The sequence below is a fragment of the Chitinophaga sp. 01L420 genome, assembly GCF_056399985.1.
In genome coordinates this window covers 309526-323671 of sequence record NZ_JBFTSK010000008.1, presented here as the reverse complement: position 1 = coordinate 323671, position 14146 = coordinate 309526, and the positions used below count along the sequence as shown (strand labels likewise).

The following is a 14146-nucleotide window of genomic DNA, read 5'->3' as shown; positions in this document are numbered from 1 at the left end:
AGGGTGTTCACCTCTTCCCATTCCGAACAGAGAAGTTAAGCCCCTCATGGCCGATGGTACTGCACAACAATGCGGGAGAGTAGGTAGCTGCCATACTTATTAAGTGAAGCCTTAGTGTTTGTGCACTAAGGCTTCTTTATTTTCACTTTTTTCCGGATAGAAAAGCTATTAACGGATCATCACTTTCAATAGCATTGAAAGCCTTTATTTACGATTTTTTACAAGTTCGTTAGAACTTTCATAATATATTATTGCCCGCTAATACTGGCAAAAGATCTTATGGTGGTTTTGCCGAGGGTGTTCACCTCTTCCCATTCCGAACAGAGAAGTTAAGCCCCTCATGGCCGATGGTACTGCACAACAATGCGGGAGAGTAGGTAGCTGCCATACTTATTATAAAAAAGCCTTAGTGTTCTATACACTAAGGCTTTTTTATTTTATATCATCTTCTAAAAATTATTCTCTTCCTAAACCTATCTATCTCCGGAAAATCATCTACCTGCATATAAATTCCGGGTAAAGCTGGAATTACAAAGATTATTATCTTCGATTATACCAACGTGCGATATCTACCGCTACTCCCATCGTAAAGGTTACCTGCTGGAAATATTGATTGATATTATCGTAGTTATTATTATTATCATTAAAAGAGCCATTATTTAAAGGAACGGAAAACTGAAGCTGTGACTGGAATTTCACATACCTATATCCTACACGCACAGTAAAGGCAGGCTCGTAAAAAGCGATTGGCTTATTATTGATCCGCATAAAATCCGCCTTACCAGCATTGTCACCTTCGAACGCTTTAACACCTAGCTGGCTGTCATAGAAGTTTACCATAGAAAAGCGGCTGCTGAAAATAGTTTCCACTACAGGATGTACAAATCCGATACTTGGCTGGATGAACACTTTGCTGAAACGGTTCTTTATCATATAGTCGTTCTCGTTACCACTGCTTCCTGAGTTACTATATTCACGGGTAATGGTTTTAAAGCCTCCACTACCATAGCCTGCATATACATCAAACACCATTTTTTTACTGGGTCCGAAAGGCTTGAAAAATCCTACGGCACCTTCTACCAGTCCACCACGGGTACGATTGGATACCAGGAGGTCATTATTATTGGAATTATTTTCATTAGCAGGATCTAAATAATTGAAACCATATAGATACTGCCCGTTTGCCATAATGGCGATATTGTCGGTAATAGCAAAAGCACCCTGGAGATTAGTAGGAGTGACACTGCCTTTAAATTCATACCGTTCTTTTAAGAGAGGAGCATTTACCTGGTTAGGTACATAAATATGCCTGTTGCAGGAGGTGACAGCAAAGATTGCCGAGCACAATATAGCTGCATAGATGCGCGATTTCATACAGTTGTAGGTTTTATTGATATAGTTTATTGGTTTAACACTGCACTATGATGCAGTAGATTCCCGTTTTATTAATTCTACCGGAAAAATATAATTTTTAGTCACTTTTACGGTCTCATCGTGATTGATCAGCTGTACAATTGTTTCCACTGCTTTTTGTCCCATATTATAACCCGATTGCTCAATAGTGGTCAAAGAGGGAGAAATGATCCGGGAGGAGAGGTCATTGGAATAACCAACTACTTTGATTTGTTGTGGCACGGCAATATTCCTGTTTCTCGCTTCACGTATAAAAGCTACTGCGGAACTATCATTGGCGGCGAACATACCATCCGGCATTTTTTGTGCATCAAATAGTTGCTGCGCTGCTACCGTAGCAGCATCCATGGTCAGATCATGTATATATACGAGTTGTTCATCAAAAGGGATGTCGTACTGAGCCAACGCTTCTTTGTAGCCAGAAAGCCGTTGCTGGTAAAGATTGCAGGTAAGCAACCCCGAAAAATGGGCAATACGCTTGCACCCTTGTTTAATCAGGTGTTCAGTAGCAAGAAAGCCGCCTTTAAAATCATCTCCCGTAATGGTATAGCCCTGGAAATCTGTAGGTACCCGATCATAGAATACCAGCGGGATATTGTTTTTAATAAACGGACTGAAATGGTCAAAGTTGGTGGTAAACATGGAAGCTACTGCCAGCAGGCCATCTACACGGAGGGAATAGAAAGTATGTACCAGCTCTTTTTCCATTGCCACAGTTTCATCCGACTGGCCAATTACAATACTGAATCCGTATTTATGGGCTTCATGTTGAATACCACTTATCGCTGTACTCTGAAAATACATAGAGGTACGTGGTACGATCAGCCCGAGGATATTTGACCGTTTCTTGCGCAAACTGGAGGCGATCCAGTTGGGCACATACCCCATTTCTGTAGCAGCCAGTTGTACTTTTTCCCGCGTTTCCATGTTAATAAGTGGATTGTTTTGCAATGCACGGGAAACGGTGGATGCTGACAGGTTAAGCTTGCTAGCGATATCGTAAATCGTTATTTTGTTAGTCCGATCTTTCACTTTTTGAGGCTTCGTGAGTAAATAATGTAGCGATATTAAGCATTTTCCGGAAGAATTACCAGGCTTTAGGATATACATCAACGGAAGCACCCTTTCCGGTATAACCAGAAAGGGTGCTCCTATTTTCGTGTATGCCTTATAGTTATTTGGGATCCAACGCCTTACCAATACGGGCAATCAGGTCCTGTACATGGCTGCGGGTCATGGYATCTCCACCGGCAGCAGCTGCACGCAGTTCTGTTCTGAGTGCTATCAGCTGAGCGCGGCCAATGCTTGCAGCATCTGATTTAGATGGATTAGCAGGTGCATAGCCAAACATAGCTCCCATTGGATTAGCAGCAGGAGGTGTTACCAGTTCTGCCAGGTTATCCACATAAGAACGTTGCAGGTTCCTGCGGTACACATCAACTGACTGATGTGCATATATTTCTGAGAAGATGGATTTTTTCAGGTCATTCAGTAACTCAGTTGGAGCATAAGCCTGTGTACCTAATGCGGCTTCACTGCTGATCAGTTTATTGATGGTATTGGTACTCATCAGTCTATCCAGCACTGGTTCCTGGCGGGAGTTGATCAGAGAAACGGCATCACCACCGAAGCGGCTCAGCAGGTCCTGGTTGATCAGCCATTTAGGCGTGGTAAACAGTTGTTTGTTCAGGAATTGTACTGCTTCTTTCTGGGTAGCCTTTGGTACATATTCATACACAGCACCAGGTTGTTCTACCGTTTTGGGTGTTTCGTAGATACCAGCCACATTTTTAACCACATGGCCCATGTAACGGCCGAATTGTCCGGCTATTTCTTTGTATAATTCAGCCAGGTTGCCATAGCCTTCATTCTCAACTTTAGTCCAGCTGAGGAGGTTAGGCATAATATACTGCAGGTTTTTAATACCGTAAGTACTTGCAATCATGGCATTATCACCTAAATCTTCATTTTGTGATCTTGGATCATCAGGATTGGATTCTGTACCAAACCAGAATTTTTTATCCTTCAGTTTTTCAACAGTCCATTTATTCAGGATAGGTGTTTCTGCTTCCGGGGATTTTGCCTGTGGGAGCAGTTTGTAACCCCATTCAATCGCCCATTTATCGTAGTAATTGATACGTGGGTAAAGGTCGGCACCGCTGATACCGTCACCAGGTTGCGCAACGTAGTTGAAACGTGCGTAGTCCATGATAGAGGCGGCATGGCCATTTTTCTTAACCCATTCTTTATCACGTAATTTCTCAACAGGATAAGTAGAGCTGGATCCGAAGTTGTGGCGCAGACCCAGGGTATGGCCTACTTCGTGGGAAGATACAAAGCGGATCAGTTCACCCATGAGTTCATCGCTGAATTGCATGCTGCGTGCGCGTGGATCATTAGGAGCTGCTTGCACAAAGTACCAATTGCGTAATAAACGCATTACGTTGTGGTACCAGTTGATATGACTTTCGATGATTTCACCGGAGCGGGGATCGTGAATGTGAGGACCGCTTGCGTTAGGTACATCGGAAGGTTTGTAAACGATCGCAGAGAAACGGGCATCTTCAATAGACCAGGTAGAATCTTCCTGTGGAGTAGGAGCCATTTTAGCGATGATCGCGTTTTTGAATCCGGCTTCTTCAAAGGCTTTCTGCCAGTCGTTAACACCGAGGATCAGGTATTTACGCCATTTTTCAGGAGTAGCGGGATCAATGTAAAACACAATTGGTTTAACTGGTTCTACCAGTTCACCGCGTTTGTATTTTTCCATGTCTTCCGGCTTTGGTTCCAGGCGCCAGCGGGTAACCATCTGCAGTCTTTTTACGCCTTGCGGATCTGCATCAAAATCAGTTACGCTGGTAGTAAAGTAGCCTACACGTGGATCAAAGTAGCGTGGCTGCATTGGTACAGCAGGCAATAAAACCATGGAGCTGTTTAATTCTACCGTAGCGTTACCACCTGGGGCAGGAGGCATGCCCGGACCGCCAGGACCACCGCTTTTGCTGTATGTTTTTACTGTTTTGATTTCTGTATTCAGCGGATAGGATTTTACATCGGAGATGTAAGATTTATCTGGCTGAACGCCACCGAGTTTGAGCGCATTTTTTACTTGTCCGTCGAAGAACAGGATATCGTTATCACCGCTGATGAATTCAGTCAGATCGATGATGCTACCCTGATTGTTTTTAGATAATGCTTTTACATCAAATGCAGCGACAATTGGTTGCAGGTTAGAATTCCTTACAGACGTGAACATCGGCTGTGTAGAATCTTTTGATACTTCGGAGTAGGAAATATTTTTCAGGAAGATGCGACTGTTAGGGCCTTTTTCAAAGCGGACTACATTTTCGTTGATAATATCGCCGCTGAATCCCAGCATCCCCGCGCGAAGGCTTGCAGCGGATTTGGATATTCTGTTAACTACGAGTACATCTCTACCGAGCAGGGAATCGGGTATTTCGAAGAAGAAGCGGTCATCCAGCTTATAGATATTGAACAAACCGGAGTCAGATTTTGCTTTATCGGTGATGATTTCGGCAAAAGGTTTAGGGCCTTGTTTAGGTCCTGGTTTGATCATGGGTGGTTTTCCTGTGGAGTCTTTTGCTGATGCAGGAGTAGTTGGTGCGGTGTTGCGGGAATGTTTTTTCCGTTGTGCTTCCGCAGGGTGAAAAACTGCAGTACCCAGACAGAGCGCGCCTGCCATGGCTATTATCAGTTTGTTGTGAAGTGGTTTGCTCATTGCGGTTTAAATAATTGGTTCTTGATTACTTGTTAAGTTTTTTTTAAAACCTTTGCAAGTAAGTATATTAAGTATTAACTTATGAGGAAAATCCATAAGCGCAGCAATGGCTGTAGGAATGGAAAAAAAGAGTCAAATTGAGAAGTAAATGTTAAAACAATAGTTGCGGGGGCAACTTTTTTTATGTAAGTATTTATTATTATAGCAAATAATAAATACATATGGGGGAGAAGGAAGGGAAGAAGTTGATGTCCGCTGTGCTATTGAATTTCGAGATAGGAGTACTAAAAATAATCGATGAAGTATTGCTAAATGCTATTAGCTTGGGCTGAAAGCGTTGACTGGCGCGGAAATAAATAAGTTATCAGAATTGTAAGATTTCTGTTGGAACATTTGAATTTTTTCTTAAATTGTGCGTCCAACTTTGAAAAAAATCAAACGATTTCAAGAATTGGGACAGTAACAATCAGTTGTGAAAACTGCAACATTGGTTTTTTCGCTTAAGTAAGTGTTTGCTCTAAAAAAATGAGTGGTCTAAAAGCCCTGTGATGGGGCTTTTGCGTGTGAAAGTTAATTTTTGTGGGTTTTTTTGAGCTGCACTTGTTTTTTTGGACCAACCGTATAACTTTGCGAATCACTGATTAAAACAGTAAATTGAGTGCTGAGGGGCATTCCAGAATAGGGTATCGTAATTAGTAACTTCTAACAAACAATAGTTTAATTTTTAACACTAAAATTTCAATCAACATGGCTGAGACTAAAACAACTGTGACTGCAGCTACAGCTAAGGCTTCTTCTCATCAACCTAAGTCATCCAACTTGTTCGCGACGTTGGCTGTGCCTATCTGCTTAGTGATAGGTTTTCTGTTTTACTTTTTTGTATTAGGTAACCCAGCTAACTTCCAGGGTAACAATCCTGAAGGACATCCAGTTGATTCTGGTATCGGCAAATGGTTTGCTACTGTTTACAAAGGTGGTTTGATCGTACCGATCCTGATCTCCGTATTGCTGGTTTGTTTGACTTTCGTGATTGAGCGTTTTCTTTACCTGTCAAAAGCAAAAGGTAAATTCAGCGGTTCTGAGCTGGTACGTAAAGTACAGTATCACCTGGCTAACCGCAATATAGATGCAGCACTGGCTGAGTGTGACAAACAAAAAGGTTCTGTGGGTAACGTACTGAAAGCTGGTCTGAAAAAGTACAAAGAAATGGTTTCTAATACTGAGCTGGATACAGAGCAGAAGATTCTGACCATTAAAAACGAAATTGAAGAAACAACTGCATTGGAACTGCCAATGATGGAAAAGAACCTGGTGTTCTTGTCTACTATTGCTTCCGTAGCTACCCTGTTAGGTCTGTTCGGTACAGTATTGGGTATGATCCGTGCGTTCGCAGCGATGTCTTCCGGTGGTGCACCAGACTCTGCACAGCTGGCGGGTGGTATCTCTGAAGCATTGATCAACACTGCACTGGGTATCGGTACTTCTGCTGTTGCGATCGTAATGTACAACTACTTTACTACCAATATCGATAGCATCACTTACGCTATTGACGAATCTGGCTTTACTTTAACACAGAGCTTTGCTGCTAATCATAAATAATCTGAGATTATTTTGTGGAAAGTAAGCGGTTTTGAATCTATTTAAAGTAAACCATAAAACAGAGTAAAGATGCCTAAAGTTAAAATGCCAAGGAAAAGCACCGCCATTGACATGACAGCAATGTGTGATGTGGCTTTCCTGCTATTAACTTTCTTTATGCTGGCAACTAAGTTCAAACCGGATGAACCGGTAACGGTAGTTACCCCATCCTCTATAAACACTACCCTTTTGCCTGATTCTGATGTGTTGTTATTCACAGTAGATAAGGATGGTAGAGTGTTTTTCAGCATGGATGGCCAGCCTAAAAGAAGAAAGCTGATAGAAGATCTGAATACGCAGTATAAACTGGGCCTCACTGACAAAGAAATGAAGAACTTTGTTACAGGAGCCAGCGTAGGAGCACCTATCAAAGATCTGAAAGCTTACCTTGGCCTCACAGAGGATCAACGTAAAACTTCCGGTCTCGATAAAGGAATCCCTACAGATTCTGCCAGCGGTGAATTAGGAGCATGGATTGATTATGGTAATGCAGCTCAGGGTACAAACCTCAATAAAGTGAAGTATTGTATCAAGGCGGATAACCAAACACCCTATCCTAAGATCAAAGAAATTCTGGAAACTTTCAAGAGAAAGAAAATTCAGAAACTGAACCTGGTTACTAACCTGGAAGAAGCACCGAAAGGTACTGCTGCCTGGGAAGAACAACAGGCTGGTGGCAAAAAGAAGTAAACGACGGCAAATGCTTCCTGACCAGGAAGGCTGTTGATTTAAGAACTAAAAAAAATTGGCTACTATGGCAGAAATGGATACCAGTAGTAGTGGTGGGAAAGGGAAGAAACACGGTGGGACGAAATCCAAGAAACAGTCTACCCGTGTAGATATGACACCCATGGTGGATTTAGGTTTTCTGTTGATTACCTTCTTCATGCTTACCACTACCATGTCCAAGCCCAAAACAATGGACTTGATCATGCCAAAGGATACCGAAAATGAAAAGGACCAGAACAAAGTAAAAGAAAGTACGGCCCTGACCATTTTACTCGGAAAAGATAATCGTGTTTACTATTACGAAGGTTTGGCACAAGACCCTAATGCATCTGCTAATCCTGACTTCTTCAAGGCAACAACTTTTGCCAACACAGGAGGAATCAGAGATGAGATCATTAAGAAAAGGGACGAAGTTGCCAGACTGAGAAATGCAAAAGGTGAACCAGAAGACGTTGTAGTGATTATAAAGGCTGACGATCAAGCCAATTATAAGAATTTCGTTGATATCCTTGACGAAATGGCGATCAATAGAATTCAGCGTTACGCAACCGTAGACATCAGTGACCAGGATAAAAAATGGATACAGTCTACAGAAGCAGCTAACGGTGTACCTTCTACTCCTACGCCTCCAGCTAAATAGTTTTGTGGAATAATTATTTTTTTGCATCCATCATAAAACAACAACAATGGATTCTGCTAAAGTCTTAAAGTCCGATTTTCTCGATATCCTGTTTGACGGCAGGAATAAGGAATATGGGGCGTACGATTTGCGGAGACAGTATAATAAGCGTGTGCGGAATGCCATTTTAGGAACCGCGTCATTGTTTGTAATATTCTTTGCAACGTACATGATATCACAGTGGGTTAGAGCTGCTGAGGGAGATAACCTCAAGAAGCCGGTGATACAGGAAATTAAGATGGAAGATGTGAAGTTACCGGATGATCCGAAAACGCCACCTCCGCCACCTCCACCGCCTGCGCCACCGCCACCGGTAAAACCGTCAGTACAATTCACTCCTCCGGTTATTAAGAAAGATAACGAAGTACCACCGGATGAGGAACCTCCTAAACATGAGGACATCAAGGACAAAGCCATCAGTACTAAAACTGTAGAAGGTGATCCAAACGGTATCGATCCGGGATTACTGGAAGATAGTAAAGGTACCGGTGTAGTAACTGCTCCTGCTGCTCCTGCGAAAGAGGAAATCTTCACCTTCGTAGAACAACCTCCAACCTTCCCAGGTGGTGAGGAAGCACTGGCGAAGTACCTGAGCAAAAATATCCGTTACCCACGCGTTGCGCAGGAAAATGGTATCTCCGGTACGGTATTCGTTCAGTTCGTAGTAGACTCTGAAGGAAACATTAAAGACGTTAAAACAGTAGGTGCCGCAAAAGGTGGTGGCCTGGAAGAAGAAGCTGTTCGTGTGGTGAAAACCATGCCTAAATGGAAAGCTGGTAAGCAAAATGGCCGCCAGGTTTCTGTACAGTTCAACCTCCCTATCCGCTTTACTTTGCAGGAGTAGTACTGTATCAACATAATTTCAAAAGTCCCGTTTCAACACCGTTGGAACGGGACTTTTGATTTTTACAACCATGGATGGTAGCATCGATTATCGTAAATTTGTGGCCTTTGGGAATAATCATAAACTAAACAGGTATGCTGGGTAAACTAACAGGATTTGATGATACTATTGTGGCCGTAGCTACCGCGCCAGGCCTCGGCGCCATTGCAGTCATAAGACTAAGTGGTCCAGGTACCTATACTATCTGTAATGGACTATTTCCCTCCAAAGACCTTACCCAACAGGCCAGTCATACCCTGCATTTTGGCAACATCGTATCAGAAGGCCGTGTTCTTGACGAAGTAGTCGTTAGTCTGTATAAAGGCCCCCGCTCTTATACCGGAGAAGATGTGATAGAAATATCCTGCCACGGATCCYCTTATATTCAACAACAAATCATTGACGCCACCATCAAATCCGGCGCGCGTCTGGCCAAACCAGGTGAATTCACCCAACGGGCCTTCCTCAATGGTAAACTGGACCTTACCCAGGCAGAATCAGTAGCTGACCTCATCGCCAGCAACTCCGCTGCCTCCCACCAAACAGCCATGCAACAAATGCGCGGTGGCTTCTCTAAAGAATTACATGCCCTACGTGAGCAATTAATCACCTTTTCAGCCCTTATAGAGCTCGAGCTGGACTTCAGCCAGGAAGATGTGGAATTCGCCGATCGTACGGGCTTATATGCCCTTGTTTCAAATGCTACCGGCGTACTCCAACACCTGATCGACTCCTTCCGCATGGGAAACGTCATTAAAAACGGCGTAAATACCGCCATCGTTGGTAAACCTAATGCTGGTAAATCTACCCTGCTCAATACCCTCCTTAATGAAAACCGCGCTATCGTCAGCGATATTGCCGGTACCACCCGCGATACCATCGAAGAAATCCTCAACATTGACGGCATCCTCTTCCGCCTCATTGATACCGCTGGCATCCGCGAAAGTCGGGATACGATCGAAAGCATAGGCGTACAAAAAACGATGGAGAAAATCAAAGAAGCAGGTGTAGTCGTTTACCTGTTCGATGTAAACGAACTATCGGCTACGGATATACGTAATCAGATCAGTGCCTTCGAAGCAGATAACATCAACTATCTCCTCGTTGGTAATAAAACCGATATCACCGGCGAAAAAGTTATCCGCATTAAATTCTCCGACATCCCCGATATACTTTTTATCTCCGCAAAAAATCATGCGCATATCCAGGACCTCAAAGATGCACTCGTCCGCAAAGTAATAGCAGGTGAAGTGAATACAGAAGATACGATCATCACCAACGCACGACATTATGCTGCATTGCAGGAAGTACTGAAATCATTGCAGGATGTAAAAGAAGGTATGGATAACGGACTACCAGGAGATTTACTGGCGCTGGATATCAGGCTTTGTTTGCATTACCTGGGAGAGATAACTGGTGAGGTGACAAATGAGGATAGGCTGGATTATATTTTTAGTAAGTTTTGTATCGGGAAGTAGCATCGTTTCTTTTAGTTGACTTTTCAGACTGCCATGAAGACCGTCAAAGGACTTCGTGATAAATAGCTGATTCCCACCAGGCATTTTCCCCGAAGTCCTATGATAGAACTGATTCATACTTTTGGATCAATGAATCTCCAGTCAGGAATGTGTCCTCCCACGAATATTCATCGCCAAATGAGAATAGCTATAATCTTCATCGCCTTCTATTCAATTTAACCCCCACTCCTAACTCCAGGTAACCAATATTACTAACCGTGCCCAGAGGATAATACCGGATAGGATAAAAAGGAAAATATAGTCGTGCATCGAATGTTCGCCTTTTGACACCGAATGAAACATCATACATCAATCCATAATCCGGTACTATACTGTGTGTAGATGTAGTTATTTTATCTAACTCGGGATTGTCAAGTGTTTCGCTGAATGCGATGTATTTTATTCCACCCATTAGCAAGATAGTATGACGTGTTTGCCCTTTTGGACCGTATAAAGAATATCCTATACCCAACTTTTGAGCAAGGGTATAGTTGTAATTCGTTTTGATATATTTCTGTGGAAAATTCCTGAATAGCAGAAAGCTGAACATCGAATGGGAGGCGATAGAAAGTTTTGGGGTGAACTGATGAAAGGCCATGACGGATAGTGTTGGCTTTACCGTAATCCAGGTAATACCCAGGGCAGGTTTAATTTCCAGTAATGGAAGCGTATCCTGCGCCTGTACGCAGGTAGTAATAAAAAGAGAAATGCAAATAAGTATCAGACGCATAGGAGAGCGATTTATAATTGTTGAAAGTAGAAGGCTATTGCCTTTTTAATATTTGGAGTTTTGGAACCCAGGTGATCCAGGCCTTTGGCAAGATGGTATTGCTGGGCGAAGCCAGTGTAATATTGATTTAACACACGGTTAAACAGCGCTATGGGAGGCAGCATTATTTCTTCTTCCAGTTCACCTGCAGCCAAAAAAAATATACCAGAGGTAGTTTGATTGGCAACGCGGTTTGCTCTCTCGTTTTTAAGAACGATCTGATCGCCCAGCCAAAACGAGGGACTAAGACAGAGGTAATTTCCAAATATCCCGGGATAATTTGTAAAGCAGTAAGCTACGCATAGTCCGCCGGCAGAATGTCCTATCATGGCCCTGTCTTTCCGGTTATCTGATGCGTGAAAATCCTGTTCCATTTTGGGAATCAACTCCTGCCGGATGAATTGAATGAATTTATCAGCTTCTCCTTTATGCCCTTTGTAGGATACGGGTAAATAGTCATCCAGGCGGTTATTGCCCCCACCTATACCAATGACCAGAATTTCTTCTTTGTTTAGATCGGATGACTTTTTGTCGCATTCTAAAGCCACCAGGTCGAAGTCCGTTTTGGGATCAAGTACGTATAATGTTTTATAGGTCGTGGTTGGAGAGAAGTGTTTGGGAAGCGCAACTTTTATATTATAGGTGGCGCCATTGACCGATGAAGTAAGATCAAATGTGCTGATGCGAGCACTTTCGAATTTTTCTTTCTTGCAGGCGGATACCAATAATAACAAACTGAAACATGTAATAAAAAGCTTCATAAAATGACTGAATTTATCTTGTAGGATAAAAAATGAAATAGGACTCTTACCAGACGAAAACCGCCACAAATGTGAGGAATGAGGCCATGGGAATCGCCCCACCAGCTATGATGACACCTTTTTTTTGCGATAAACAATAAGAAAAAGAGTGATTTTCCTCAGGATGAGGGATGTTGATCCTTTAAATATGCAGATGGCTGCTGACCTGTGAATTTCCGGAAATTCCGATTGAAGGAAGACTTTGAATTAAAACCACATTCGAAAGCGATAGACAATAAGGTATAGCTCTTGCTTCCTGGAGCCGCAACCACTTTTTTAAATGCTTCCACCCGCAGAGAGTTGATATAATCGTAAAAACTCTGATCGAATTTTGAGTTGATAACCTGAGACAAAATGGCATCATGGACCTGCAGAAGCCGGGCAACTTCTCCCAATGTGAGTTCAGGATTCGTGTACAACCGCTCTTGGTCCATTAACTCGTTTAGTTGTTCCTGGATCTTTAATGCATCTACTTCTGTAAGGGAAGACCCTTTATATTTAATCCTGGCAGCGGGTACTTCAACTACTATTGGCTGACTGACTGCAATAGGTACAGGTTCCTCTTTTTCGGTTTCCATCCCGATAGAAGGGGCAGGAGATTTGAATATGGCTTTTTGGCGTACGCCAAAAAAACCGATGAAACATATAAACAGAGATGCGCTGAGGTAAATTGTTTGCGGCGTTTGATAGAATACCACAAATAACCAGATTATTCCCATACCTCCGATCAGGTAACGGAGCCAGTTTAAACTGATCTTCTCCGTGTTGGAAAACTCTTCTTTCAGTTGCCGTTTAAATTTATATAGCAATATTGCCGATGCGGTGATGTAACTCACTCCTGATATAATAATGGTAATATTAGTGAAGATAGCCAGATAGCTAAAAGCTGGTAGTCCGTTATCGAATACCCGTATTTTTTCCTGTGGATGTAACAGGAGGAACGGCAACCAACAAATACTGATTAGTACCACCGACAAAAAATGCAACAACCACATGGGGGCCGGCTTTTTTTTAGCCGTTAAATGTAAAATATAGACATAGAGAAAGGGTCCATGGACAAGCGGAAAAACGCCACTCCACCCCAACAGGTAGGGAAATTGGTGATRATGCCCGGAGATAACGAAATAWAGATCCGCCAGGTGTAAAGTGGCAAATAATTGCCAGATGATTAAAATTTTGTCGGCAGTCGTCTTATCAGGCTTTCCGATTAGCAACAATAACAAATAGATAGATACAATGACACTTGAAAAGTACAGCCAACTCATTTTATTTATAGATAGGTTACAAATACAGCACGCACAAGGGCAGGTTGCAACGACGTATAACAAATATAGGTAAACTGAATTACAGCCATTACATTAAACTTCCTTAGTTAGGTGAATAGATAAACTAGATTAATGATTCTATTTTGATAAAAAACAATTCTATATTGACTTTTTTCTAAAAAAGTTGTTAAAAAATTGCGCGACTTGAAAAACTTTACATAGGTTTGAAAAAGAAGAAAAAGAGCATTTGGAGCAATGGGAAAAGCGATTCATTTTTTATTTTACTGATTGCTAAAACGTTTAATCAAAGACTGATTAGCATATTTCGTCCAACGCAAATCAACCTACAACAATTTAATTCAATCAGAATCAGCAATAATTTAAAGAACCAGATTTACTTTAAACAGTCAACGAGAATTTCACTAAATAGCCAGACTTTTTTATCAATCACGTTGTTATTCGTAAGCATATGCGCGTTAAAATATCTCTATCATCAAGTAGCGTTGGTGAACGATAAGTGATGTCTTTCAAGCAAGACGCCTTTATCCCGTTATAATAATCAAGACAGCAAAACATTTTTTTGTGCTAAGAAATAGCGCAATAGCTACTGCTTCTGCAAAAAGTATGAATCAAAAGAATGAGCACTGAACACACCAAACGGCGGCCATGTAATTCCAGCCATTATCAGCAACAAGGATTGAAACTGCGAGGAAG

11 protein-coding genes and 2 rRNA genes are annotated in these 14146 nt (G+C 42.2%); 7 read left to right on the top strand and 6 right to left on the bottom strand.

Annotated elements, in window-relative coordinates; genetic code table 11:
* Window positions 1-96, top strand: a 5S ribosomal RNA gene (gene rrf / locus AC1DP6_RS11330); the annotation flags it as partial.
* Between the two features lie 182 nt (window positions 97-278).
* Window positions 279-390: ribosomal RNA gene (rrf, locus tag AC1DP6_RS11325) — 5S ribosomal RNA — on the top strand.
* A 150-nt stretch (window positions 391-540) separates the two neighbouring features.
* On the opposite strand, the gene AC1DP6_RS11320 is transcribed toward rrf (AC1DP6_RS11325), so the two are convergent.
* The 3 genes from AC1DP6_RS11320 to AC1DP6_RS11310 form a co-directional block, all read right to left on the bottom strand.
* On the bottom strand, window positions 541-1374 hold the full coding sequence (locus AC1DP6_RS11320; RefSeq protein ID WP_477054890.1) for a hypothetical protein: 834 nt from the start codon (window positions 1372-1374) through the stop codon (window positions 541-543).
* A gap of 45 nt (window positions 1375-1419) precedes the next feature.
* Entirely contained in the window at window positions 1420-2523 is a 1104-nt protein-coding gene (locus AC1DP6_RS11315; protein ID WP_477054889.1) for a LacI family DNA-binding transcriptional regulator, read from the bottom strand.
* 64 nt (window positions 2524-2587) lie between these two features.
* Entirely contained in the window at window positions 2588-5152 is a 2565-nt protein-coding gene (locus AC1DP6_RS11310) for a zinc-dependent metalloprotease (protein ID WP_477054888.1), read from the bottom strand.
* A 747-nt stretch (window positions 5153-5899) separates the two neighbouring features.
* On the opposite strand from AC1DP6_RS11310, the gene AC1DP6_RS11305 reads away from it, so the two are divergent.
* From AC1DP6_RS11305 to mnmE, 5 genes are all read left to right on the top strand, one after another.
* Window positions 5900-6751, top strand: coding sequence for a MotA/TolQ/ExbB proton channel family protein (locus AC1DP6_RS11305; protein ID WP_133808392.1), 852 nt, complete (start codon window positions 5900-5902; stop codon window positions 6749-6751).
* A 69-nt stretch (window positions 6752-6820) separates the two neighbouring features.
* Window positions 6821-7480 (top strand): ExbD/TolR family protein, encoded by a 660-nt coding sequence (locus AC1DP6_RS11300; protein ID WP_441572823.1) that lies wholly within the window; start codon window positions 6821-6823, stop codon window positions 7478-7480.
* A gap of 73 nt (window positions 7481-7553) precedes the next feature.
* Complete coding sequence (locus AC1DP6_RS11295) at window positions 7554-8159, top strand: ExbD/TolR family protein (protein ID WP_477054887.1); 606 nt, start codon at window positions 7554-7556, stop codon at window positions 8157-8159.
* 46 nt (window positions 8160-8205) lie between these two features.
* Window positions 8206-9042: an energy transducer TonB gene (locus AC1DP6_RS11290; RefSeq protein ID WP_441572821.1), complete on the top strand. Its 837-nt coding sequence runs from the start codon at window positions 8206-8208 to the stop codon at window positions 9040-9042.
* A gap of 134 nt (window positions 9043-9176) precedes the next feature.
* Window positions 9177-10559: a tRNA uridine-5-carboxymethylaminomethyl(34) synthesis GTPase MnmE gene (gene mnmE / locus AC1DP6_RS11285; protein WP_477054886.1), complete on the top strand. Its 1383-nt coding sequence runs from the start codon at window positions 9177-9179 to the stop codon at window positions 10557-10559.
* Between the two features lie 196 nt (window positions 10560-10755).
* Here mnmE and AC1DP6_RS11280 read toward each other — a convergent pair whose 3' ends face one another.
* From AC1DP6_RS11280 to AC1DP6_RS11270, 3 genes are all read right to left on the bottom strand, one after another.
* A complete protein-coding gene (locus AC1DP6_RS11280; RefSeq protein ID WP_477054885.1) occupies window positions 10756-11328 on the bottom strand; it encodes a hypothetical protein in 573 nt (190 codons plus the stop codon).
* 11 nt (window positions 11329-11339) lie between these two features.
* Window positions 11340-12128, bottom strand: a complete 789-nt coding sequence (locus AC1DP6_RS11275; RefSeq protein WP_477054884.1) for an alpha/beta hydrolase — start codon at window positions 12126-12128, stop codon at window positions 11340-11342.
* A gap of 158 nt (window positions 12129-12286) precedes the next feature.
* Complete coding sequence (locus tag AC1DP6_RS11270; protein WP_477054883.1) at window positions 12287-13162, bottom strand: helix-turn-helix domain-containing protein; 876 nt, start codon at window positions 13160-13162, stop codon at window positions 12287-12289.
* Window positions 13163-14146 lie beyond the last annotated feature (984 nt).

What these genes read in the sequence shown, in the direction of transcription:
- AC1DP6_RS11305 (WP_133808392.1), top strand. Translation starts at nt 5,900, where the DNA reads ATGGCTGAGACTAAAACAACTGTGACTGCAGCTACAGCTAAGGCTTCT.
- AC1DP6_RS11270 (WP_477054883.1), bottom strand. Translation starts at nt 13,162, where the DNA reads ATGTGGTTGTTGCATTTTTTGTCGGTGGTACTAATCAGTATTTGTTGG.
- AC1DP6_RS11295 (WP_477054887.1), top strand. Translation starts at nt 7,554, where the DNA reads ATGGATACCAGTAGTAGTGGTGGGAAAGGGAAGAAACACGGTGGGACG.
- AC1DP6_RS11320 (WP_477054890.1), bottom strand. Translation starts at nt 1,374, where the DNA reads ATGAAATCGCGCATCTATGCAGCTATATTGTGCTCGGCAATCTTTGCT.
- AC1DP6_RS11290 (WP_441572821.1), top strand. Translation starts at nt 8,206, where the DNA reads ATGGATTCTGCTAAAGTCTTAAAGTCCGATTTTCTCGATATCCTGTTT.
- AC1DP6_RS11300 (WP_441572823.1), top strand. Translation starts at nt 6,821, where the DNA reads ATGCCTAAAGTTAAAATGCCAAGGAAAAGCACCGCCATTGACATGACA.
- AC1DP6_RS11315 (WP_477054889.1), bottom strand. Translation starts at nt 2,523, where the DNA reads ATGTATATCCTAAAGCCTGGTAATTCTTCCGGAAAATGCTTAATATCG.
- AC1DP6_RS11275 (WP_477054884.1), bottom strand. Translation starts at nt 12,128, where the DNA reads ATGAAGCTTTTTATTACATGTTTCAGTTTGTTATTATTGGTATCCGCC.
- AC1DP6_RS11280 (WP_477054885.1), bottom strand. Translation starts at nt 11,328, where the DNA reads ATGCGTCTGATACTTATTTGCATTTCTCTTTTTATTACTACCTGCGTA.